The organism is Peptoniphilus sp. KCTC 25270 (assembly GCF_021012875.1).
In the GTDB taxonomy this organism is placed as follows: Bacteria; Bacillota; Clostridia; order Tissierellales; family Peptoniphilaceae; genus JAJMZJ01.
On sequence record NZ_JAJMZJ010000002.1, the window covers coordinates 25,840 to 50,655 of the forward strand.

Here is a 24,816-nt window from a genome sequence, read left to right on the forward strand (position 1 = left end):
TCCTACTTTCTATCTGCTAATTCTTTACGAATGGCATCTGCCTTTGTTGTTTTTTCCCAAGGAAGATCCAAATCATCACGACCAAAATGTCCATAAGCTGCCGTTTGTTTATAAATTGGGCGAAGCAAATCCAACTCTTTAATAATTGCTGCTGGACGCAAATCGAAATGACGTTGAACCAATTCCTCGATTTCGTTGTCACTAATGACTCCCGTGCCAAAAGTATCCACGTAAATGGAAAGAGGTTTTGCTACCCCGATGGCGTAAGATAAACCAATTTCACAACGTTCACAAACATCTGCTGCCACTAAATTTTTCGCAACATAACGAGCTGCATACGCTGCAGAACGGTCTACTTTTGTTGGGTCTTTTCCACTAAAACATCCGCCGCCGTGACGAGCGTATCCGCCGTAGGTATCTACAATGATTTTACGTCCCGTTAAACCCGCATCTCCAACAGGACCACCAATAACGAAACGACCCGTTGGATTTACGTAGATTTTTGTATTTTCATCCAAAAGTTCTTCCCCAACAATTGGGCGAATGACTTCACGAATAACATCTTCCTTCAACGTTTCCAAATCAATCTCGTCAGAATGTTGTGTACTTACAACCACATTTTCCAAACGCACTGGTTTTTTGTCGTCATATTCCACAGTAACTTGTGTCTTTCCATCTGGACGCAAATAAGGCAAAGTGCCATCTTTACGAACATCCGTAAGACGTTTTGCCATTTTGTGAGCCAAAGAAATCGGAAGCGGCATCAATTCTTCGGTTTCACGACAAGCAAAACCAAACATAATTCCTTGGTCTCCTGCTCCAAAAGCGTCAAATTCATCGGTTCCATCTTCCTTAAAACGATCCACGCCCATGGCAATATCAGGGCTTTGTTCTTTAATGGCAGAAAGAACGGAACAAGCTTCCGCGCTAAATCCTGCATAATTGGCTTCTGTATAGCCAATGTCTGATAAAGTTTCACGAACCACTTTGCTAAAATCAACGTAACTATTGGTTGTAATCTCGCCGGTCACCATAATCATTCCAGTAGAAGCAACGGTTTCACAAGCAACACGAGCTCCCTTATCTTCTGCTAAAATTGCGTCCAAAATTGCGTCAGAAATCTGATCACAGACTTTATCTGGATGGCCTTCGGTTACAGATTCTGATGAAAATAACCATTTATCCATATTTTTCCTCCTAATAAAAAAATCCTGCCAAAAGCAGGACAAACTCTCTTCTTATCTTTCAGATGTGCTTTTGGCATCTGTAGGATTTAGCACCAAATCAGGTTGCCGGGTTTCACAGTGCCTAGTCACTCCACCACTCTTGATAAGAATATTTACTCTATGTAGTATATCAAAGCCCTAGATAAAAAGCAATAAAAATAAAAAGGTTCCCGAAATTTCAGGAACCTTTTTATTTATCCGATTCATCGGCTTCCGAACCACGATAAGCCGATCCATCTTCGTAACGATAGACATAATAACCATCTACAACATCTCGTTTGATTGGTTTTTTCTCACCGTCTTGAACATCAAGGGGAATTCCCTTTCGGTATTTACTCAAGAGAGATTTTATTTGAAACATAGGAACATCTAAGGAATAACACTCTTTTACAAGTTGGATTTCTTCTCCATTTCTTGGAATAGGCAAAACAAAAACCGACACGACAAGACAAAATAGAATGGCCAGTACGATAACTTTTTTCTTTTTCATACTATTCCTCCTTCCTATTTCATTCTATTGATATTCCGATCTATAGGACCCTTTTTGGACTCTAAGAAACAATGAATGCTTCCGGTCATTACCATTTCTGTTTACAATCACTGAATACTCAGCCGTTGCTGGATGATAATTTGTTTCACTAGGTCGAGTAATACCTAACCAATCTTTCTTTTTTGTACCCCCACTAAACGTAGATTCATATACGTTCATAATCTTACTCTTTCCAGGAGAGGGAACCACAGAAAAATCTGCTTTGAAGCTCATACTATATTGAAGAAGATTCGTAGATACTTTTGCTCCATAGCAATTTCTGTATCCACTTCCCGTAACCCAACGTCCACCACTTACACCATAAGGAGTGATTACGCCTTCTTGCCCCTCTAAAGGAGGAGTTTCAATGGTCACAATCTGAATAGAACCATCATTATACCTATAGACTGTAGTATTTTCATCCCATTGTTCTGAAGAAGTAAATTCTATATTTTTCATAGAATCCCAATCTTCGTTTCTATCGAACTTATTCATCAGATTTTCGATTTTATCGCTGGGGACATTATAGTAGATTAATCCCATATTTATCTATTCTCTTGAAATTGGTTCGTCATTACTTTTAGCAAAAACGAAAGACGGTATGCATACCAAGGCAATTAACAACAATAAAAATACTCTTATTTTCCTCATAAAATCTTCCTCCTTAAAAATCTGATACTTAAATTCATATCTTTCTGCATAAAATTGTATCATTTTTTAAGAAAAAAAACAATAAAAGTAATGATTTTTATTCTTTTTTTAATATATTTTCTTCATAGAAGATAATTTTTCTATGCACTTTGATGATATCTCCTTTTAAAATGAAAGATTGCAAGATATAAAAAATGCGACCCGAAGGCCGCATTCAAAAAGGAGATTATCTCTTGTTGCTCTTTCTCCAAATGTTCATTTTTTCTGCTTCTTTGATCAATTCTTCTCTGTGATCTGGGTGAGCTAAGTTAATAATACCCTCTGCTCTTTGCCAAGTGGTTTTTCCTTTGGCATTAAATTTACCATATTCTGTAACGATATAGTGGGTGTTTGGACGAGCCACAGTAATCGCTGAACCTGGTGCAAAGTTAGGAAGAATACGAGAATGGCTGTTTCCTTCCTTATCCTTATAGGTAGAACTTAAGCAGATAAAGCTCTTTCCACCTTTAGACAAATAGGCACCCAAAGCGAAGTCAAGCTGACCACCAGCACCAGAAATGTGTTTGAATCCAGAAGATTCAGAACTTACTTGTCCCCATAAATCCACATTTACCGCGTTGTTAATAGAAATAAAATTGTCGATTTGTGCAATGGTTGCCGCACCATTTGTATAGTCAACAGGAGCTGCCATACATTCTGGGTTTTCGTCTAAGAATTCATACAATTTTTTCGATCCTGCCCCGAAAGCATACACTTGGCGATATTTATCGATTGATTTTTTCGCCCCTGTGATTTTGCCTTTCATAGACATATCAACAAAAGCATCTACATACATTTCTGTATGAACGCCCAAATCTTTCAAATCAGAATCGGCAATAATTGAACCTACCGCATTTGGCATACCACCAATACCCAATTGAAGAGTCGCACCGTTTGGAATTTCTGCTACGATTAATTCCGCAACTTTTCGGTCTACATCTCCATAAGTTCCTGCAGGAATATCAGGCATTTCGTTGTGTCCACCCTCTACAATGAAATCTACACGATCAATGTGAATTTCTGATTCCATTTTACCTGGGCAATAAGGTAACGCTTCGTTTATTTCTACAATTACCAAATCTGCCTTTTCAATTGCAGCCATCTGATGAGAAGCGTTTAAACCAAAGTTGAAATAACCATGTTTATTCATAGGGGTTGTCATAACAATCGCTACATCCAACTCAATTTCTTCTCGATACCATTTTGGCAACTCAGAATAACGCAAAGGAGCATAGAAACCACCTTGGCCGGCATTGATTAATTTTCTTTCTCCACCGCCAGCATGCCAAGAATTCCAAGTGAAAGTTTTTCCTTCTGGATCGGCTTTAGAAACTTCCAATTCTCTAAACATTACCCCGCCACGAAGATTTACATCTTCCAACTCATCTACGCGTTTTGCCAATTCACGGTCGATGGCTACGGAAGTTCCGCCGCTCCAACCGAAATCAACCCAGTCGCCAGACTTGATTTTTCCCGCCGCTTCTGCAGCGGTAATCAGTTTTTCTTGATATTTTTTACTATAATCCATCTTGACCTCCTAATATTCGAATTTTATGAATTCAATATAATAACATTTTATCATTATACCCTCTAAAAATACAATATTTTTCTACCTTATTCTACCTTGCTATAGAAAAAATGGTCATAATTGCACGGCCATCTATGGTATAAAACATTCCTACTTCTCCATAGTTTACATTGTCAAACAACATTCCTTTGCGATGTCCTGGAGAATTTTTCCATTGAGTAAAAGCTTTTTCTACAATTTGTTCCTTTGTCATAGAACTTGGATCCAACGTTCCCATTCCGCCAGCACACTCAGCAAAATACGTGTATTTTCCTGCAAATTCTTCTACAACAGGAGTTCCGTAAACCATTACGCCATTGGGGCGTTGATGATCTAAACTTTTTTGAGTCATCCATTGGTAACCTTCTTCTGCTGCTCGCAAATTAGAAAATGGACGAATATTGCTGTGCTGAATCAAAGGGTAAAGTCCTTGTTCTACACGGAAACGGTTGATTCGTTGGAATAAGGCATCCGAATAATCTCCTGGCATATAATATCCGCGGATTTTCGCCCCATTGTTTAAGGTAATGGTTTGAATGGTTCCCAAAGGTTGTTTTCCAGGGCTAGTTCCTGGGTTGGTTGGATTGATGACAGGGTTGGTTCCTGGATTGTCTTCCCCTGGTTTCGTTGGATTTACAACAGGATTGGTTCCTGGATTGTCTCCCCTGGTTTCGTTGGGTTCACAACAGGATCTTTCTCTTCCTTCCCAGAAGGATTCCCTACATACATATATATGATTTTTGCAAACTCTGCTCGAAGAATGTCATTATCGGGAGAAAGATATCCTTCGCTACCACTTACAATTCCTCGCTCAATCAAAGCAATAATTCCAGGTTTTGCCCAATCTCGAATTTTGTTTCCATCAAAGAATTGATTCAAAACTTTCGTATTAGAAGAAGAAACGTTCATCACACGAGCCAAAATGGTAAATCCTTCTTCCCGGGTAATTTGTTTATTTGGAGACATCGTTATTTCAGAAGTTCCCGTAGTAATTCCTGCCGCTACTCCTTTGGCAATTTCATGATAGAACCAGTCGCTCCTAGAAACATCTGTAAAAGCCGACAAATCCGCTTCCTTTGTATTTCCCATAACACGATTCATTATAGCAATCAACTGAGCTCGCGTTAATGTCTTCCATGGGCGAAGCGTTCCATCATCAAAACCGGTTAAATAGCCCTTATCCGTTGCAAATTTCAAACTAGAATAGGCCCAATTGTCTTGGTCCGGCATATCCTTGAAATTCGCCGCATATACAGGTGCTGCCATGGAAAAAATACACAGTCCCGAAAGGATTGCCGCCAAAATTTTCTTTTTCATATTTCCTCTCCTATCTCTTGTAAAGGTTCGTCTTTCTCTTTTCTTTTCCAATTCCTTTTTTCTTACCTTATAAAACAGTCCCTGCAAATCATTCCAACTTTTTTAACATTTTACCTCTCCATCTCTATTCATTGGCCATGGTATAAACGGCTGTTAAAGATCGATTTTCTGGTGCATAAAACAATCCAATACCCCCTACTTCCACTTTACGATGCAACATGGCTCGATTGTGGGAAGGAGAGTTTTCCCATAGTTGGAACAAATCTTCAATTAACTCATCTACAGACTTAAATTTAATGTCTTTTGAATATTCTGTAGATAAAGCCACTTCTACAACTTGAGAAAAGGATTCCTGAAACTCCTTGGGAACTTCTCTTCCATCATACCAATCTCCATTGGGACGTTGATGATCGATAAAGCCCTTGCTTTTCCACTGGTAAGCTTCTTCCTTTGCTCGTTCCAAAGAATGAGTGTCTAAATCTTCCAAATGAGAAACCGTACTCAATTGATGTTCCCAACGATACAAATTGATTCGATAGAGTAAAGCCTCCCCATATTCCTTTGGCAAAGAATAACCAATGACCTTTGTTCCATCGCTTAGGGTAAAAACTTTCTCTTTTCCCAAACTATCCAGCTCCGGAATCACAGAATCCGAAATAGGCTTTGGTACATCCGATTCCTCTGAAGGATTTTCTTCTAAATGCTTCCATTCATAAATGATCTTAGCAAACTCTGCCCGAGAAATTCGATTCAAAGGATAGAGATGATTTCTCTCCCCTTGAATAATTCCCAATTCAACAAGTCCAGCTACACTAGGCGCTGCCCAAAAATCTACATCTTCCCCATCTTCGAAGGCATTCAATCGAGTTAAATGATAAGAAGTAGGCTCAATAATTCGTGCCATAATCGTAAAGGCTTCTTGGCGAGAAATGGGACGAAGAGGCGACATAGTTTCCTCTGAAGTTCCACGAATAAAACCCGCTGCTACACCTTTAGAAATTTCCTCATAAAACCACTGGGTCTCCGAAACATCCACAAGATAAGAAATATCTGCTTTTTTCTCATTCCCCATCACCCGATTCATAATCGTAATCAATTGAGCTCGAGTTAAATTCTCTCCTGGGCGTAACTGCCCATTAGGGAAACCAGACAAATACCCTTTTTCTACAGAATATTTTAATCCCGAATAAGACCACATTCCCTCATTGGGCATATCTGAAAAAGAATTTCCCTGAGCAAAAACCACTTGTGGAAGCAAAGATAAAGCCAAGGAAATTCCCACTATTTTATTGCAAATTTTTTTCATAAAAACACCTACTTTGTTTATTCCATTTATTTATACCACAAACATAGGGGAATTTCACGGAATCAAGAAGAAAAACACAACAAAAAAGAGAGCCTTCGCCCTCTTTTCTTTATTTTTGCCAATATAAAGTCATCCGCAAAGAAGAACCCTCTGGTTTTTCTGCTGAAATCACATCTCGCAAAACATCTACCTGTCCTTCTTGGAAAGTCAAATCCAGGGTCACAGTATCCCCTGATTCCATAGGAATTTTCAAAATCCCCTCTTTACTATAAAGAGTATAATCGATATTCCCCTCGCCGATATTTTCTAAAACATAATAGCCCACGCCAGAAATATCTTCCCCGATTAAAATATAATCATCCGCCGCTTCATGAAGATCTCCAAGGCCTCGGGACATTAAAATAACATCCCCTTCTACCTCCGTCACATCTCCTAATTCTTCAACGGCAATCAGATGGCTGTCTCCATTTTCCGGAATTTCTCCCTTGAGTTCCGGCAAAGAATAGCGATCTCGATTTTCTACATTATACTCCAGCTCATTTTCAGAAAAATCCGCCAAAGATTCCACAGATCCTGGCTCTATTGCTTCATTTCCCTCTTCTGTAACAGAAGAAGAGCCGCAACCTATTAAACCAAACCCGCAAATCATAAGCAAACAACACAAAAGCGATATTTTCTTCATCTTTTCTCCTTCCAAATTTATTCTATCTTTTTATATATCCTACTTCTTTCTTCTTTGTTTCTCCGCAAACAACGCCAAAGCAGAAGCTCCTAAAATTCCCAAAGCATGCATTCCATATCCTGAAACAAAGGTTTGAGGATTGGAACTTTTCGTAGTATTCGTCGTTGTCGTTGTAGTAGAGGTAGGAGTAGAAGTCGTATTCGTTGGTTTCGAAGTAGAAGATGTTGTAATTTTTTCATAAATATGGGTAATATTTCCCTTATCGTCCTTCTTTGTTGCTATAAATTTATAGCCATTCAAATCCCTCTTATCCTTTGCTCCTTCTTCCTTAGGAATAATGAATTTCCCCTCTTTATCTACATAATAGGTTTCAACAGGAGTCGCAGGCGGCAACTTTTCATAAACATGAAGAATGTTTCCTTCCTTATCCGTTTTGCTTTCTAAAAATTTATACCCCGCAACGTCCTTCTTAGGCATCTTTCCTTCTTGTTCTTTGGCAACCTCTTGCCCATCTTTATCTACATATTTTGTCACTACATTCTCTGGTGTCTCTGGTTTCGTTGGATCCTTTACTTCCCTGTAAATATGAGTAACATTCCCATTCTCATCCACTTTTGTTTCTACAAATTCATAACCCGAAATCACTTTTTTCTCTTGTTTTCCAGCCACTGTCGGTTCTAAAGACACGCCTTTTTCGTCTCTAAAATTCGTAACGACTTTTTCAATTGGAGCCCTTGTGGATTTATAAATATGAAGAACATTTCCCTCTTTTCCAATTTCCGTCTTCACAAACTCATAATCCGAAATTTCTTTTTGAGGAGCAATTCCCTTTTCATCTCCAGCAATAGACTTCCCCGTTTCATCTACATATTTCGTCACAAACGCTTTTTCTTCCGTTACCGATTTATACACATGTTGAATATGATTTCCGTCAATTTCCGTCTTCACCCAAATGTATTGCGGAATTTCCAACCTCGGTTGAACTCCCACTTTGCTTTTTATTATCTCTTTTCCTGACTCATCCACATAATCCGTCTGTATTTCTTGGACAGGTTGATCCGGAATAGACTCCGTCTTTACGTAAATATGGGTTCGATTTTTATACGCATCCGTCTTTGTATCCAAAAAAGTATAGTCCTTAATCTCTACTTTTGGCTTTTCTCCAATTTCTGCCTCTTTGATCTCTTTTCCCTCAATATCAACGTATTTCGTAATTGTTTCCTCTGTCTTATAAACATAGGTAATATTGGTTATAGCCGTTTTAATGGTCCCCTTTTCCTCTCCCTCTACCTTATCTTTAAGCAAAGTATATTCCTTTTCCTTATATGTAATTTTCTCAGGCTTCATCCCATTATCAGTCGTATTATAAGAAGAGTTCAAATCCCCAATACTATCTACAACAGAAGGAGCGATTGTATTTTCCATGGTGTCCACATAATGAACCAATACAACCCCTTTGGTCTTATCTACAATACTCTCTGCTGCATAAACCCTTTGAGATTCCCCCATAGGCAACGCCAACACAGTAGGCCCCATAACAATGGAAAAAGCCAAAAGCACAGGCACAAATCCAACTTTTAATTTCCGCATACCATATTTGGCCCCTTTATTTCCGTCTGTTCTCTTCATACTGTCCCCTCCTCTTTATAAAGTCTCTTCTTTGATTTTTATAATTTCTAAAATCCCCTAGAAAGCCAAGAAAAGCTACATTTCTTTCTATAAAAAATCCACATTTTGAAAACCTTTTCTTTCCTTCTACAAAAAAAATCTCCTTGTAGAAAAATAACTCCTCTAATTATTTTTTATTATAACAATTTTATCCTAGAAACATAACAATTTCAACCTATACCATTATCTTTCTCCCCTAAAATTTTCCACAAAAAAAAGAGACAGGCTAAGCCTATCTCTCTTTTCTCTTATTTGTTGGAAGATTTTTCCTCTTCCTCTTCTTCCTTGCCACTTAACGTACCACTATTTTTTCTTCTTTGTTTTTCCGCGAACAACGCCAAGGCAGAAGCGCCGAAAATTCCAAAAGCGTAAACCGCATATCCAGGAACCAAAGTTTGTGGATTTGTGTTCTTCGCTGAAGTGGATGTTGTTGTTACAGGACTAGAAGTTCTAGAAGTAGAAGTAGTGGAAGTACTTGGAGTACTTGGAGTGCTTGGAGTTGTTGCAACTTTTTCATAAACATGGGTAATATTGCCCTTGTCATCTTTCTTCGTTGCTACAAATTTATAGCCATCCAAATCTTTCTTATCCTTCGCTCCCTCTTCCTTAGGAACAATCGCCTTACCATCTTTATCTACAAAAGAGGTATCCACGTCTTTTTCAGAAGTCGTTGATTCTGGTTTCTTATAAATATGAATTGTGTTTCCATTTTCATCTGTTTTTGTTTCCACAAATTCATATCCATCAACATCTTTCTTAGGACTCTTACCATCCTCTTGTTTCGCAACTACATTTCCATCTTTATCCACATATTTTGTAACTGGCTTTTCAGGAGCCACTGGATCTGTAGGTTTTTCAGGATCTTCTGGTTTGGTAGGATCTGTTGGAGTTACAGGAGTTTCTTTCAACTTATAAATATAAGTTATATTCCCCTTTGCATCCACTATCTTTTCTACAAACTCATAACCTGTAAAATCTTTTTTATCCAAAATCCCCTTACTTGTAGGATATAACTCCCGCCCATCTATTGTTTTATAAGAAGTTGTTTTTCCCTCAACAATAGGATCTTTTGGATCCTCTGGAGTAACTGGATCTATTGGCTCTTCAGGATCCTCTGGCGTAACAGGAGTTTCTACCAACTTATAAACGTAAGTTACTTGAGTAAGAGTTTCTTCCATTTTCCCAGTTTCAGAATCTCCTTCTTTAACCTTAACTAATTCATAAGTTTTGCCATTAAAGTCTATAGTTGCTGGCTTGTTATCTGTAGTATCATATGCTGAGCCTTTTAATTCTACAGAATCTACAACAGTAGAAGCAATTGGAAGACCCTTTTCGTCTACATAGTTTACAATTACTACAGCATGGTCTTTAGTGACTTCAATTTCTTTTTCGGTTGGTTTTGTGCCGACTTTGATAATTTTGTCTTTTTTCTCTTGGATTGTTGTAGTTGTAGTTTTGCTATCTACAATTTCACCATCTTCATAAACAACAATACCTTCAATCTTAGTTTTACCGATTTGTCCTTCTTGTACGACTTCTTCTTTGCCAGCTTCTAGGTTTTCATCATAAATGACAACAACATCAAAAGCTTGCTCTGTTTCATAGTCATACTTAAACTCGCCATTTTGAGTAGTTGGTTTAGTACCTACTCTGATGATTTGTTTTGTAGGAGCTGTTTCCGTAACAGTTGGTTCTCCTTCAACAATTTTACCATCAACTAGTTCAAATGTAGTTGTAGTTGTTCTCTTGCCTAATACACCTTCTTGGTCTACTACTGATTGACCTGCATCTAAAGTGTCGTCATAAACAATCTCAGTTTCAAATGGTAGGTCTTCTTCGTATGAGTATTCTGAACCTGCATCCGCTACACCAATCGTAATTACTTTTTCTACTGGATCCGTTTCAGAAACAATTTCAGTCGTTGTTGTAGGCACGCCATCTTTAACAATTGTAGTAACCTTCGTTACAACTTCACCAGGAACACCGCCTTGTTCATCGTACCGATTCCTGGAAACTCTACTGTAGATTGAGTAGGGCTTGTGGCTAGTGGTGAGACTTTTGTATAGTCTACACTTAGATAAATCATTTCCCTTCCTGGTCTACCGCAAATTGTGCCCCTGGGAATACTCCTTCAAACATTCCAGCATCATGTACAGAATCTATTTCCCAATCCCAATAATCAGGGTGATTTGCAAACATATTTCCAAGTTCAGGCTTCCATGGGTTTATAGTTTCACTACCTTGTAGTACATTAAAATCCCATGTAGCAATACCACTGATGTTACCTGGTGCTGGTTTAAAGTTGTTTCTCCACGGTTCAGAGCCTGTTCCTTCAACGACTGGAATCGTGTCTCCTGATAGAGTCCCATCAGTTATGGCATATTTCCATGAATCATCTCTGTCTGGAAAATTTCAGTTGCATAGGCTACTTGTGGACCTAAAACTTGAAGCATAGGCATGGCGGGCCCCATTACCATAGCAAAAGCCAAAAGTACAGGGATAAAACCAATTTTTAACTTTCTTGCCCCGTATTTGGGTATTTTTTCATATTTTCCAATTTGTTTTTCATAATGTCCCCTTCTTTTTAGTGTTCTTTTTCTTTTCTATTTATTCTTCGATTCTTTCTACCCCTTGCACCACCATGCGAACGGTTTTGGTAAAGCAAGTGGAGAGAGTTAACATTTTGCGATTTTCTACGTTGTTTATTGTTTGTCCATTGGTTTTTACCATAGAAAAATCCATGTATTTGTTTTGAAAATCTTTGTAAGCGAAGATATTTTCAAACTGCGTCTCCCGATAAGGTTCTTCTGGTTTGGCATGGAAGGCGCTTACAATTTCATAACCTTTGAACCCGTCTAGAGTATAGACGTTGATTTCTTTATGTGTTTCGTAAAATTCTTGGTTTTCGTATTGCAAAAGTCCGTTGAAAAGAGTTTTTGCTTGACGAATGTTGTGGCCGTAGATGACGGAGTTTTGGTCCATAAAATTGGGATTGTTGGCCCGATCGAGAAAAATCTCTCCAAAGGGATGCTTGTTTCCTTCTTTGTCGTGGTGGAGATAGAATTCGTTGTCTTCTCCTTGAACGATGGGAAAGAGAATGTCTGTGCCAGGAATTTCAATAATTCCTATAACGGCGGGATATTTTTCTCGAATTTTTTCTACTTGTTCTATAGCCATTTGGTCACGATTTGCCTTCCAATCTACTTGAGCGATTTCGGTTTGAACTACCGATTTCCATTGAGCTTGTTCTTTGGCAAATTGATGATCGTCTATTTTTCGTTTGGCAAAAAAAATTAAGAGAATCAGGAGAATTCCAATGGCAAAGATTTCAACCATGGCCCATATCTTTCCTTTGCTCATAAATCGTCCACCTCCTCTATTTTCTCTTTTCGTCTAAAAACCTACTTCTTTGCTCTTTTTTATTGTATGATTTTATCCCATATTTATGTAGATTGCAAGAATTTATTAAGCTATGTCGAACTTTAATAATCATATTTGTTTTTGTTTGTTTTTCTCTCTTTCCATCAAAAAAACAGAGGATTTCTCCTCTGCTTTTTCTTCCTTTTATTTACTCTTCTTCTTCTTCTTCTTCTTCAGAACCCCAATCCAATTCGTCTTGGTTTCCTTTTTCGTAGTCGAATGGTTTCATGGTTGGGAAGAATACAATATCACGGATGCTAGATTGATCGGTTAGTAGCATAATCATACGGTCTACCCCGATTCCCAATCCTCCTGTTGGTGGCAATCCAACTTCAATTGCGTTTACGAAGTCGTAATCCATTGGATGGGCTTCGTCATCTCCGGCGTCTCGATCTTTTACTTGATCTTCAAATCTTTGTCTTTGATCGATTGGGTCATTTAATTCGCTAAAGGCGTTGGCCAATTCCCATGTATTAATAAAAGCTTCAAAGCGTCGTGTAATTCTTGGATCTTTTGGATCTCTTTTTGCTAGAGGACTCACTTCTACTGGATGACCGGTTACGAATGTTGGCTGAATCATATGCTCTTCACAGAATTCTTCAAACATTTCAGAAATTACGTGGCCTCTTGTCCAGAATGGTTCTACTTCTAGTCCCTTTTCTTTAGCAATGGCTAAGGCTTCTTCGTCGGTTTCAATTTGGCTGAAATCTACGCCAGCGTATTCTTTTACGGCGTCTTCCATTTTGATTCTCTTCCATGGTGGCGTTAAATCCAAATCTTGGCCTTGGTAGTTGATTTTTGTTGTTCCCAATACTTTTTCTGCTACGTAGGCAAACAATTCTTCTGTAATTACCATCATTTCGTCCATATCTACGTAGGCTTGGTACAATTCCATATTGGTAAATTCTGGGTTGTGACGAGTGTCCATTCCTTCGTTTCGGAACATTTTTCCCATTTCGTATACTTTATCGAATCCTCCGACGATTAGTCGTTTTAGGAACAATTCGTTGGCAATACGCATTTGTAAGTCAATGTCTAGGGCGTTGTGGTGAGTCAAGAATGGTCTTGCGTTGGCTCCACCGGCTACGTTTCCTAGGATTGGCGTTTCTACTTCTAGGAATCCACGGTTGTCTAGATATTCTCTGATTCCGCGAATGATTCCGCTACGTTTGAAGAATACTTCTCTTACATCTGGGTTTACGATTAAGTCTACGTATCTTTGACGATAGCGTAAATCTTGATTTTTTAGTCCATGGAATTTTTCTGGCAAAACTTGAACACTTTTACTTAAAAGTTTTAGCTCTGTAGCACGAACAGAAATCTCTCCTGCTTGTGTACGGAATACTTCTCCTTTTACACCAATGAAATCTCCTGTGTCAACGGCTTTTGCATTGTTATAGTCTTCTTCCAATAAGTCTTTTTTTGCAAAAATTTGTACTTGTCCATAGGTATCTAACAAGTCCATAAACGTAATTTTTCCGTGGCCACGTTTGGATACAACACGTCCTGCTAAGGATACGGCTTTTCCTTCCATTTCTTCAAAGTTGTCTTTTATTTGAGAAGTGTAAGTATCTACGTCGTATTTTTCTGCTAAGTAAGGGGAATTTCCTTCGTCAATTAATCCTTGAACTTTTTCTAATTTCCGTAATCTTACTTCACTCGTTTTTTCGCCTTTTGCCATACTGTCCTCCTTATTTATCGTTTCTTATGCGATAGATATTTTTAATACCTCTAATCGTACTTGTCCTTGTGGTACGTCGATTTCTGCTACATCGCCTACACCTAGACCCATAAGTCCTGCTCCAATGGGGCTTTCGTTGGAAATTTTTCCTTCTAATGGATCGGCTTCTGCACTTCCGACAATGTTGTATTCGTCTACATCTCCTGTATCCAAATCCTTTACTTCTACAATGGAACCGACGTTGATGCTGTCTTCGCTTAAGTCGCCCTCTTCGATTACTACGGCATTACGTAGCATCATTTCTAGTTTTGCGATACGTTCTTCTACTTGTGCTTGTTCATTTTTCGCTTCGTCATATTCTGAGTTTTCAGAAAGATCTCCATATCCTAAGGCTACTTTGATTCTTTCGGCAACTTCTTTACGACGTACGGTTTTTAGTTCGTCGATTTCTTCTTCGATTTTTTTAAGCCCTTCAGGCGTAAAAAATATATCCTTTTCTACCATCCTAATTTCCTCACTCTCTACTATAAGAAAAGCCCTAAATTATTAGGGCCTTTACATTCTTGGTTCAATTCAATTATTATACAAACAATTTCCCTATTTGTCAATGTTTCCGCCGTTTTTTCGGTAGATTTCTTCCACAAATTCCAGGACTTCTTCTTTGGTTTTTAATGTCATTAGACGGTCACGAATTTTTTTGGCATCTGGAATTCCACGGAAATAGTGGATAAAGTGCTTTCGCATTTCTAAAATGGCCAGCCGTTCGTCTTTGTCTTCTAGAGTCATTACCAGTTGCTCTCGTCCCATTTGGATTCGCTCTGAAAGAGAATATTCTGAGATAGGATTTCCTTTTAGGCTTTCTTTTAATTGTTTGAAAATATAGGGTTTTCCAACGGCTTCTCGTCCTATGGCAATTCCTTGGCAACGGGTTTTTTCATAGAAAAAGTGGGCGTCTTCTGGAGTTTTGATATCTCCGTTGGCAATGACGGGAATGTTGATTTCTTCCGCTACTTCCCCAATAAAATCCCAATCACTGTGGCCAGAATAATAGGCTTCTCGGCTTCGGCCATGGACCGTAATCCAAGATATGCCCATTTCTTGGGCGGCTTTTGCCATAGCAAGGCCGGTTGTTTCTCCTTCTAAAAATCCTTTTCGTACTTTTATGGAAATGGGAATGGAACTGTTTTTTACGGCTTCCTCCATCATTCTCTTCCCTCGTTCTAAATCGTTTAACAGGGCACTTCCCGCACCGGATTTTACGATTTTCGGAGCGGGACACCCCATGTTGATGTCAAAGGATTCGTAAGGGAGAGGGTTTTGGGAAAGATCGCCAATAACTTTTCCCATAATTTTAGGGTCTTCTCCAAAGAGTTGAAGAGATACTTTGGCTTCGTCTGGTGCCACTTTCATTAGGGATTTTGTTTTTTTATCTCCATAAAAAAGTGCCTTGGCACTAACCATTTCTGTCGTTGACCAATCCAATTCATATTGAGAGGCCAAACGACGGAATGCCAAGTCGGTATAACCGGCCATGGGGGCTAGTGCCAAGATAAATTTCTTTTGTTTTTTCATATTATTTATTCATTTCATAGATGTATCGCAAGCCGTGGAGAGTTAAATCTCGGCTGATGATTACATCATATTCGCTCTCCCCTAATAATAGGCCTGAGAATCCACCAGTTGCAATAATGTTTACGTCTTTCGGTTCCATTTGAATTTCATCGCAAATGTCGCCGATGATTCCATCGATCATTCTTGAAAATCCGAAATACAAACCACTTTGCATGCTACTTACAGTGGTTTTTCCAATGACCTTTTCTGGACGTACAATTTCAACTTTTGGCAATTTTGCCGTTCTTGTTACTAGAGCTTCTGCTGAAATTCCAATTCCTGGTAAAATTAGGCCGCCTATATAATTTTTGTGTTCGTCTACCACACAGAAAGTGATGGCCGTTCCGACGTCAATAATAATACAGGGCCCTTTATAAGTTTGCGTTACCGCTACGGCGTTTACAATTCGGTCAGCCCCCACTTCTCGTGGATTGTCGTAACGAATGTTAATGCCGGTTTTTACGCCAACTCCTACAATAATTGGTTCTCGGTTAAAGTATTTTACCACCATGTTTTGTAGAGTGTACATTAAATTTGGCACTACGGAACTGATGATAATGGCCTTTACTGTGGCTGGTTTGATATTTACGTTGTCTAAAATTTGTGTGATCAACATTCCGTATTCATCACTGGTCTTCGCTTTATCGGAAGAAATTCTCCAGTCATGGATTAATGTTTCTCCTTTATATACACCAAATACAATATTGGTATTTCCTACGTCTACTACTAATAACATGTTTCACCTTTACTTTTTATTTTTTTGATTTCCAAACAGCGGCCAATACGGCGGTACTAATGATTACGGCTAAAATCCCTTCTGGAACACCAGATGTGATAATGGCTCCGAAAATAGTGGCTCGGGCTGTTTCTACAGGCAACCCTAAGTTGGTCATATAGGTTTCTGCATAGAGGAAGTAAATTCCTCCTAATACCATTAGGGAATGGGCCATTGTAGTTAAAAAAGCGGAAATCATTACGGCTTCGTTGCCTTTTTTGCTGCGATTCATCATTACTAACAACACGATGGATACAATTACGAACAATATATTTAGATAGAAACTAACGCTATAAGTCGCCCCTTGAATGGCTTGGATAATCCCTTTTAGTAAAAAGGCGATGATTCCAATCCATACGGCGCTGCCTACGATTCGAAGATTCTTTCCTTCTACGTTTCGCAAGGCACGGTAGATAAAGTAGGCAATGAGCCCAATCAAAATCCGTGGCAAAATAGAAATCAGCGGATTGTAAAATACAATACTGATTGGGGTTGGACGGGTAATTGCGTTAAATAGAGAACTTAGCCCGAAAATCAACCCTACCAATGCTCCTACAATCGGTCCTTCTAAAATGGCCCCGATGATTACAGGAATATGCATTGTGGTTGCGTTCAAAGGTCCTATGGGAACAAACCCTAGGGGTGTCTGTCCAAGAACCACAGTTATGGCTCCCAATAACCCGGTCATTACCATTTTGCGAGTGGTTAAGCGACTGCTTTTCTGTTTCTTCAATTGTTTTTCCATTTTTCCTCCTGATCCAGTTCTTTTCAGATACCGGTCTTGTTCTTTGTGTTTCTTACTTACTTACTTTCTCCATGCACAGAGTAAATGCTATTGGCTATAGCCATGGACATGGCTTTGGTCGCCATGGCGCCTACTACATTTAAGTCTGCTTCTACCTCATTGGTGGCTAGGGCAAAAATCGTATCGCCGTCTAATAAAGTGTGAACGGGGAAGATGCTTCTTGCGTAGCCATTATGGGTTATGGAGGCAAGTTTGCTTAATTGAGTTTTGTTAAATGTGGCGTTTGTGGCTACGATTCCTATGGTGGTATTTTGCCCTTCTATATCGGCAAAACCTCCTTTCATCGTTCCCAGAAGATCCATGATTCTTAAAAATTTTCCTTCTTTTTGTACGCCGGCGATTTGTTTTCCTGTTTCGGCGTCGTAAATTTCCCCAAAGGCATTTACGGCGACAAGAGCGGATACTTTCAAATCTCCCAATGTTACTGTAGCACTTCCTAGGCCACTTTTGGTAACATATTCCATTCCGAGAGCTTTTCCTACTGTGGCTCCACATCCGGCTCCAACACATCCTTGGGATTGGCTTCCGATTTTTGCGTTTTCGTAAGCCTTTTTCCCCATTTCTGCATCTGGACGCACATTGGCGGATCCGTAAGCCAAATCGAACAACACGGCTTGAGGAACGATAGGAACTTTTCCTACTCCTACATCAAATCCCTTCCCATCTTTTTCCAAGGCTTCCATTACGCCAATGGATGCAGCCAACCCGTAGGCGCTTCCTCCACTAAGCAATAGAGCGTGTACTTCACTAACCGAATTCTCTGGTTTTAGCAGATCCGTTTCCCTTGTACCAGGGGCGCCCCCTCGTACATCGACAGCACAAGTATTCCCTTCAGGAGGCAATACTACCGTTACGCCGGTTTTGGCTTCGTCGTCTTGAAAATGTCCTACTTTGATTCCAGAAATATCACTAAGATATCCTTCGTACATATTCCACCTCTTTTCTTGCGAGACTATTATAACATAGAGATTTTTCTTTTGTCATTTTTATACCAATTTCTTTGAAAAAATTCGTTTCTTTCAAATTTTTAGATAAATATTGGAATTGTAACTAATTTTTAACCCATTTCTCTAGAATAACTCTCTATAATGTAAGGGATATTATACTGTTTTTACAAAAATTTTGTTATAATGAGTAGGTAAGGGAGGTTACCTAATGAATCGTAGACCACAAGATTCAAAAGCAGATAAGGCCGTTCTCCGTTGGAGTTCTGCGTTTAAGATTCTGTTTTTGCTCATTGTCATTGTTGGTGTTATGGCGGTTGGTTCTCTTGCAGCTTTTGCTATTGCTGCTATTGAGAAATCTCCTGAAGTGGACGTTCACAATATCCGTGCGTTGATTTCAGAAACGTCAGAAATCTATGACAAAGACGATGAACCTGTTGAAAAATTAGTACAAAATGAATTTAAGGATTATGTTTCCTTGGATAAAATTCCAAAGTCGGTGCAACAAGCTGCTATTGCCATTGAAGATGAGCGTTTTTACCAACACAACGGAGTCGATTTCCGCCGTTTGGGCTCTTCTATGTGGGAAAATATTCGGGCTAAAGACTTTTCTTCTGGCGCGAGTACCATTACTATGCAGGTAGCAAAAAACTTGTTTACCACACAGGAAAAGTCCATTGAAAGAAAATTAAAAGATATTTACTATTCTTTCCAAATGGAAAGCAATTTAAGTAAGGATCAAATTTTAGAAGCGTATTTGAATTCTGCTTCTTTCTCAAAGGGAGCGGTTGGAATTCAAGCCGCCGCTAAGACATTCTTTGATAAGGATGCTTCTGAACTTAGCTTGGCTGAGGGAGCTATGATTGTTGGAATTACCAATCGTCCTAGTACCTATACGCCATACAATATGGTTCCCGTTGATGAAAATGCCGATTTGGAAAACATCAATTTAATTCTTCTTCCTACAAGTACGACCAATGAAGAGTCTACCGATGAGGAAAAGGAAATTGGCCAACAATTAGCGGATTTGGGACGAATTGATAATTTCGATTTGCAACAAGTACAAAAGGGAGAAATTCTTCTTCGTACCACGCAAGAAAATCCGAAAGCAAAAGAACGCCAAGAATTGATTCTTCGCCAAATGTTAAAATTGGGCATGATTGATGCCGATACAGAAGAAGCGGCTCGCAACGAGGACATTCAAATCAAATTGGGAGAAACTCGTACAAAGGGAATCTCTTCTTATTATGTAGATGCTGTAAAGGATGAAGTTTTAGAAATCCTTGAAGAAAAAGGCCATTCTAAGGAAGAAGCACAAAATCTTCTATATAATGGCGGTTTGAAAATCCATACTTCTTTGAATTTGGATATGCAAAAAGATTTGGAAAATAGAGTCAACGACAACCGCTATTTCCCTGGTCGTCACTATGACGAAAATGGAATCATCCAACCACAAGTTGGAGTGGTTATCTTAGATCAACACACAGGTTCTGTTGCTGCCATTGTCGGCGGTCGTGGAATTGGTGGAAATAATATTTTGAACCGTGCGAAAAACCCTCGCCAACCTGGTTCTTCTATTAAACCCATTGGTCCTTATTTAACTTTGTTGAATAATAATGGGACAGCGGGAGATGTTTTCCGCGATTTGCCATTAACTTCTGGACCTTATCGTCCAAAGAACTCTACGGGCTACCAAGGATATACTACGGTTCGCCGTTTGTTAATTAAATCTTCCAACGTTGGAGCTTATCTTGTTGGAAAGAGTTTGGATCCAGATGCAGACAAAGCCAATGTTATGATGGCCAATACTTTACAAAGTATGGGCGTTACAAGCATTATCACTACTGATGACAATCCAAAATATAACGACATTAACTTCTCTTCTATGACTTTAGGTGGTATGACATATGGAATCAGTCCATTGCAAATGGCTGGAGCCTTTGCTACTTTGGCAAATGAAGGAAATTACATTAAACCTTCTTTTGTCGATTCCATTGAAGATATGTCTGGAGAAGAGTTGTATAAAAATGCCCATGAGGAAAAACAAATTACCTCTCCACAAAATGCCTTTATCTTAACAAATATTTTAGAGGACGTTGTTCGTAGAGGAACTGGTACCTACGCCAATATTTCTGGTATGCATGAAGCGGGTAAAACTGGTACTACCAACGATAAAAAAGATAGTTGGTTTGTTGGCTATACACCTTATTACACAGGATCCGTTTGGATAGGAAATGATGATTCTACTCCTTTGGCAGACCACTCTCGTATGGCGGCTCGCCTATGGAGGGCGATTATGACTGATGTTCATGAGGATTTGGAAGATAAGGCTTTCGATCAACCAGAAGACGGTTTGTACACTCGCTATTTACCAGGGGCTGGATATAGGGAATATTTCGCTGATGATACGGCGCCTAGTCGTTTGAAAGATTTGTACAAAAACGTGAAACCAAAACCAAAGCCAAAGCCAAAAGAAACAAATGATTCTGACGATTCTAGTAGCTCTGGTTCTTCAAGTAGTTCAAATAACAACGACAACAACAATAATAACGATTAAATAAAAAAGGTTTCGTGAATGTTCACGAAACCTTTTTTTGTATCTTAAATTTTATCCAAATCAATTTTTACTTCTTCTTTCTCATCCAAATCTTCTTTGGTCATCCAATCCCAAGGCTGATGGCAATTTAAGCAAATTCCCTCATGCTCCTCATTTTCAGCAACGCCCAAAACAAATCGGTTTCCTGAAACACCATCGGGAGTTAAACGATACAACTCATCTAAAAAGCTCACCCGGAAGGTTCCTGGTCCCTTGGATTTCGTTTGAGCCAACGTTCCTGCCAATTTGAAAGCATTGGAAGCCGCAATGGCCGCGATTAAAGGAGTAGCACAAGTCAAATAGGACGCCATTAAAAAGGCCAAAGAACAACCCGTTCCCGTAATTTTTCTCATATAATGGGAACCGCCATAAGTCTGGCAAATGACTTCCCCATCGGTGATTAAATCAATCTCTCCTGAAACAGCCACAGCACCGCCTGTGTAACGAGCAATAGAAACCGCTGCCGTTTCCGCTTCAATTACCTCATGTTGAGGATCCATAGAAGGTCTATCCAAAGGAACGCCACCATTTAGCCCCCAAAGATCCGCCAAAACCATGATTTCTGTTGGATTTCCACGAACGATAGAAGGCTTATATTCCTTAAACTCTTTCAAAATTTTTGTACGGAGAGATCCCACACCCACAAAAACAGGGTCCAAAACCCAAGGGTGCCCTTTTTCGTGAAGGCTTTTTGCCGCCTCTAAAAGAGTTTCCTCATATTCAGGAAGAATCGTACCCATGTCAATATAAGTTGCATCGGTAAATTCAATTAAAGAAAGTGCTTCATCTGGCATATTTACAATCGCCGGCGTACTTCCTGTCGCCATTAAAACATTAGACATCCATTCTCGCGTAACAGTATTGGTAATTGTAGAAATCATCGGTCCCTTCGCTCTTACTTTTTCCATTGTAATGCGAATATCTCGTTGAATATCATTCTTTAACATAATTCCCTCCTATTGTTCCATTGGTTTTCTTATTTATATTATATCTTATTGATAATAAATAAACAATAATTTTTTGTCAAAGTTTTGCAAATATTTATTTCAAGCCACTTACGTCATTTTGAATGAGGAATTTTGATAGGATTTTTCCGCCCCACTTACGTCATTTCGACCGGAAAAATTCCGTTAGGGATTTTGGAGTGGAGAAATCTCACATCCCTTTTACGTTCTCAATTCCAAGGGCCTTGTTCTAGGTAGACGCTCACTCCGGTGAGATTTCTCCATGCGAAAAAACTGGCATTTTTTCTTAGTCGAAATGACGTGGTTGGGAGAGTGCTCCCTCACCAATTGTAACTCTCTCTTTCTTTCCCCAACAGAAACGTCAATCCGCCACGGATCCATAGAATGCTTTTCGAAGAAAAGCGTACATTCCGCGCGTTTTGAGGGTGTAAGGGGAGGGGCCCCGGGGAGGGCATGAGGGAGAATCGCAACTCCCTTCGCCCTCCCCGGGTAAAGAAATAAGGAAATGAGAAAGTATATGAAGTTTTCGGTTACTTTGGAATCAATAAAACCCTTTTTCCTTATCCGTTTACGTCATTTCGTTCGAGGAATTTTGATAGGATTTCCCCCGCCACTTATGTCATTTCGACCGAAAAAATTCCGTTAGGGATTTTGGAGTGGAGAAATCTCACATCCCTTTTACGCTGACACCCCCAAAGGCCTTGTCCTAGGTGTACGCTCACCCCGGTGAGATTTCTCGAATCGCTTCGCTCCCTCGAAATGACGTGGTTGGGAGGTGCGTTGTAGACAAGGGCCTTCCTCTAGGTAGACGCCCACCCTGGTGAGATTTCTCCATGCGAAAACCTTCGGTTTTCTTAGTCGAAATGACGCGGTTGGGAGGGTGCTCCGTGGAAATAAAGTGATATTTTTGATTCTTCCTTCTTCGCGAGTTTCGCCCACTTTCTCATTCTTTTGTGTTTCGTTTTCTAGGGGCAGGGACAAGGGCGTTGCGATTCGCCCTATGTCCCTCCCCTAGGACCCCCACCCTTGTTACCCTAACGCTTTTCTATAGGTGGCTTTTTCTGGCGAAAAAGCATTGGTATGGATTCGCGGAAAAAATTTTCTTCGCTATTTACGTCATTTCGACCGGAAAAATTCTGCAAGAATTTTGGAGTGGAGAAATCTCACATCCCTTTTACGCTCTCACACCCAAGGGCTTTCCCCTAGGTGGACGCCCACCCCGGTGAGATTTCTCGAATCGCTCCGCTCCCTCGAAATGACGTGGTAAGGAGGGACGCTCGCACGCCCAAGGGCCTTGTTCTAGGCGGACGCTCACCCCTGGGGAGATTTCTCGACTCGCTTCGCTCCCTCGAAATGACATAAAAGGGAGGACCCCCTCGAAATGATGTAAAAAGGAGGACCCCTCGAAATGACGTAGTTGGGAGATTTTCGCCTAAACAAAGAAAAAGAGAGGATTTCTCCTCTCTCTTCCCTGGTAGATTTTTGAATATTTTTATTGTCGAATCAGGTATTGGAACGCGCCTAAGGCGGCGGTTGCTCCACTTCCTGAGGCAATCATAATTTGTTTGAAGGCTACGTCAGTACAATCTCCTGCCGCATAGACACCTTCTATATTGGTTGCGCCATATTTATCAACAAGAATTTCTCCTTGTGGATTTTTTTCTACTTCATCCCCTACCCATTCTGTATTTGGTACTAGGCCGACTTGAATAAAGCAGCCTTCAATGGCTTCGCTTACGGTTTCTCCCGTTTCACGATTTACATAGGTGATTCCATTTACTTTTCCAGTACCGGAGATTTCTGTTGTTTGGGCGTTGGTTACGATTTTTACATTTGGTAAAGAACGCAATCGATCTTGCAATACATCATCGGCTTTTAACTCTGGCATAAACTCTAATACGATGACTTCTTTTACCATTCCGGCTAAGTCAATGGCCGCTTCTACCCCGGAGTTTCCTCCCCCGATTACAGCAACGGTTTTTCCCTTAAACAAAGGTCCGTCACAGTGGGTACAATAGGCAACCCCTTTGTTTCGAAGTTCCACTTCTCCTGGAATTCCCAGCATTTTCCAACGGGCTCCCGTTGCAATGATTAAGGTCTTCGTTTCGATTTTCGCACCGTTGTTCAAGTAAACGGCAATTCCATCTTCTGTTTCCATATGGTCTACCATTACTCGGTCGATGATTTCGACGCCGTAAGATTCTACATGGGTTTTTACATGGCCCATAAATTTTGGTCCTTCTGTATAAAGAATTCCAATGATGTTTTCAATCCCTAAAGTGTCTGTTACTTGGCCGCCAAATTCGTCAGCGATTAAACCGGTGCGAACTCCCTTTCGAGCAGCATAGACTGCGGAGGCTGCTCCTGCGGGCCCTCCACCTATAATCAATACATCGAATGGTTCAATATTGCCAAAATCTTCGGCCCCTCTTGGTCCTGCGACCATATCCAAAATTTGATCCAAATTTAAGCGTCCACTGGCAAGATCTTCTCCATTAGAGAAAACCGTTGGAACCGCCATAATCCCACGTTCTTCTACAAGAGATTGGAACGTTCCCCCTTCAATCATAGTATGGGAGATATTTGGATTCAAAACGGACATAATATTAAAGGATTGAACGACTTCTGGACAATTGTGGCAACTTAAACTAACGATGGTTTCAAAGTGAATTTCTCGATCAATGGATTGAATTCTCTTTACTTGTTCATCGGAAATTTTTGGTGCACGACCTCCCACTTGCAATAAGGCCAAAACAAAGGATTCAAATTCGTGTCCCATGGGAACACCGGCAAATACAATGCCGCTTTTTTCGTTATTGGCACGATTGATTGCAAGAGAAGGCGTCAAAGGCAAAGCCTCTTCCACAATGGAAATTTTATCGCTCATCTCAGCAATTTCTGTAACAAAATCTTTCAACTGTTTTGAGTTTTCGCAATCCCCCAGGCTCAATTGGAAGGTTACAGGATTTTCCAAAAGGCCCATAAATTGGGCTAGCTGACTCTTCAAATTCGGATCTAAACTCATAATTTTTCC

20 protein-coding genes and 1 riboswitch are annotated in these 24,816 nt (G+C 39.8%); of the genes, 1 reads left to right on the plus strand and 19 read right to left on the minus strand.

All coding sequences use genetic code 11. From position 1 onward, the window contains the following. Positions 1 to 2 precede the first annotated feature (2 nt). The 17 genes from metK to LQU94_RS04045 form a co-directional block, all read right to left on the minus strand. Complete coding sequence (metK, locus tag LQU94_RS03965; protein WP_230696393.1) at positions 3 to 1,187, minus strand: methionine adenosyltransferase; 1,185 nt, start codon at positions 1,185 to 1,187, stop codon at positions 3 to 5. 48 nt (positions 1,188 to 1,235) lie between these two features. Beyond that, positions 1,236 to 1,336, minus strand: a riboswitch (SAM riboswitch). A gap of 80 nt (positions 1,337 to 1,416) precedes the next feature. Next, positions 1,417 to 1,716, minus strand: a complete 300-nt coding sequence (locus LQU94_RS03970; protein WP_230696394.1) for a hypothetical protein — start codon at positions 1,714 to 1,716, stop codon at positions 1,417 to 1,419. A 24-nt stretch (positions 1,717 to 1,740) separates the two neighbouring features. Beyond that, a complete protein-coding gene (locus LQU94_RS03975; protein ID WP_230696395.1) occupies positions 1,741 to 2,298 on the minus strand; it encodes a hypothetical protein in 558 nt (185 codons plus the stop codon). 334 nt (positions 2,299 to 2,632) lie between these two features. Next, a complete protein-coding gene (locus tag LQU94_RS03980) occupies positions 2,633 to 3,973 on the minus strand; it encodes a butyryl-CoA:acetate CoA-transferase (RefSeq protein WP_230696396.1) in 1,341 nt (446 codons plus the stop codon). A 91-nt stretch (positions 3,974 to 4,064) separates the two neighbouring features. Continuing rightward, positions 4,065 to 4,559: a hypothetical protein gene (locus LQU94_RS03985; protein ID WP_230696397.1), complete on the minus strand. Its 495-nt coding sequence runs from the start codon at positions 4,557 to 4,559 to the stop codon at positions 4,065 to 4,067. An 86-nt stretch (positions 4,560 to 4,645) separates the two neighbouring features. Further along, positions 4,646 to 5,329, minus strand: a complete 684-nt coding sequence (locus tag LQU94_RS03990; RefSeq protein WP_230696398.1) for an S-layer homology domain-containing protein — start codon at positions 5,327 to 5,329, stop codon at positions 4,646 to 4,648. Positions 5,330 to 5,453: 124 nt separating this feature from the next. After that, positions 5,454 to 6,635: an S-layer homology domain-containing protein gene (locus LQU94_RS03995; protein ID WP_230696399.1), complete on the minus strand. Its 1,182-nt coding sequence runs from the start codon at positions 6,633 to 6,635 to the stop codon at positions 5,454 to 5,456. Positions 6,636 to 6,744: 109 nt separating this feature from the next. After that, on the minus strand, positions 6,745 to 7,317 hold the full coding sequence (locus tag LQU94_RS04000; protein ID WP_230696400.1) for a hypothetical protein: 573 nt from the start codon (positions 7,315 to 7,317) through the stop codon (positions 6,745 to 6,747). Positions 7,318 to 7,356: 39 nt separating this feature from the next. Further along, complete coding sequence (locus tag LQU94_RS04005; protein WP_230696401.1) at positions 7,357 to 8,946, minus strand: MucBP domain-containing protein; 1,590 nt, start codon at positions 8,944 to 8,946, stop codon at positions 7,357 to 7,359. A 287-nt stretch (positions 8,947 to 9,233) separates the two neighbouring features. After that, positions 9,234 to 10,919: a G5 domain-containing protein gene (locus LQU94_RS08110; RefSeq protein WP_230696402.1), complete on the minus strand. Its 1,686-nt coding sequence runs from the start codon at positions 10,917 to 10,919 to the stop codon at positions 9,234 to 9,236. 673 nt (positions 10,920 to 11,592) lie between these two features. Next, entirely contained in the window at positions 11,593 to 12,345 is a 753-nt protein-coding gene (locus LQU94_RS04015) for a class B sortase (protein WP_230696403.1), read from the minus strand. 208 nt (positions 12,346 to 12,553) lie between these two features. Continuing rightward, entirely contained in the window at positions 12,554 to 14,086 is a 1,533-nt protein-coding gene (lysS, locus tag LQU94_RS04020) for a lysine--tRNA ligase (RefSeq protein ID WP_230696404.1), read from the minus strand. A gap of 24 nt (positions 14,087 to 14,110) precedes the next feature. Next, positions 14,111 to 14,590, minus strand: coding sequence for a transcription elongation factor GreA (greA, locus tag LQU94_RS04025; protein ID WP_230696405.1), 480 nt, complete (start codon positions 14,588 to 14,590; stop codon positions 14,111 to 14,113). 93 nt (positions 14,591 to 14,683) lie between these two features. Continuing rightward, positions 14,684 to 15,658, minus strand: a complete 975-nt coding sequence (locus LQU94_RS04030; protein WP_230696406.1) for a tRNA-dihydrouridine synthase — start codon at positions 15,656 to 15,658, stop codon at positions 14,684 to 14,686. Between the two features lies 1 nt (position 15,659). After that, positions 15,660 to 16,433 carry a type III pantothenate kinase gene (locus tag LQU94_RS04035; RefSeq protein ID WP_230696407.1) on the minus strand — a complete coding sequence of 258 codons (774 nt, stop codon included), beginning with the start codon at positions 16,431 to 16,433 and terminating at the stop codon, positions 15,660 to 15,662. 16 nt (positions 16,434 to 16,449) lie between these two features. After that, the gene (locus LQU94_RS04040; protein WP_230696408.1) at positions 16,450 to 17,217 is read right to left on the minus strand and encodes an ECF transporter S component; all 768 of its coding nucleotides are present in this window, start codon (positions 17,215 to 17,217) and stop codon (positions 16,450 to 16,452) included. 56 nt (positions 17,218 to 17,273) lie between these two features. Next, positions 17,274 to 18,206 (minus strand): P1 family peptidase, encoded by a 933-nt coding sequence (locus LQU94_RS04045; protein ID WP_230696409.1) that lies wholly within the window; start codon positions 18,204 to 18,206, stop codon positions 17,274 to 17,276. A 226-nt stretch (positions 18,207 to 18,432) separates the two neighbouring features. Between LQU94_RS04045 and LQU94_RS04050 the strand changes: the two genes are divergently transcribed. Next, the gene (locus LQU94_RS04050; protein WP_230696410.1) at positions 18,433 to 20,778 is read left to right on the plus strand and encodes a transglycosylase domain-containing protein; all 2,346 of its coding nucleotides are present in this window, start codon (positions 18,433 to 18,435) and stop codon (positions 20,776 to 20,778) included. A gap of 44 nt (positions 20,779 to 20,822) precedes the next feature. Here the strand turns inward: LQU94_RS04050 and LQU94_RS04055 are convergent, their stop codons facing one another. Next, on the minus strand, positions 20,823 to 21,764 hold the full coding sequence (locus tag LQU94_RS04055) for a hydroxyethylthiazole kinase (protein WP_230696411.1): 942 nt from the start codon (positions 21,762 to 21,764) through the stop codon (positions 20,823 to 20,825). 1,510 nt (positions 21,765 to 23,274) lie between these two features. Next, positions 23,275 to 24,807: an alkyl hydroperoxide reductase subunit F gene (ahpF, locus tag LQU94_RS04060; protein WP_230696412.1), complete on the minus strand. Its 1,533-nt coding sequence runs from the start codon at positions 24,805 to 24,807 to the stop codon at positions 23,275 to 23,277. Positions 24,808 to 24,816 lie beyond the last annotated feature (9 nt).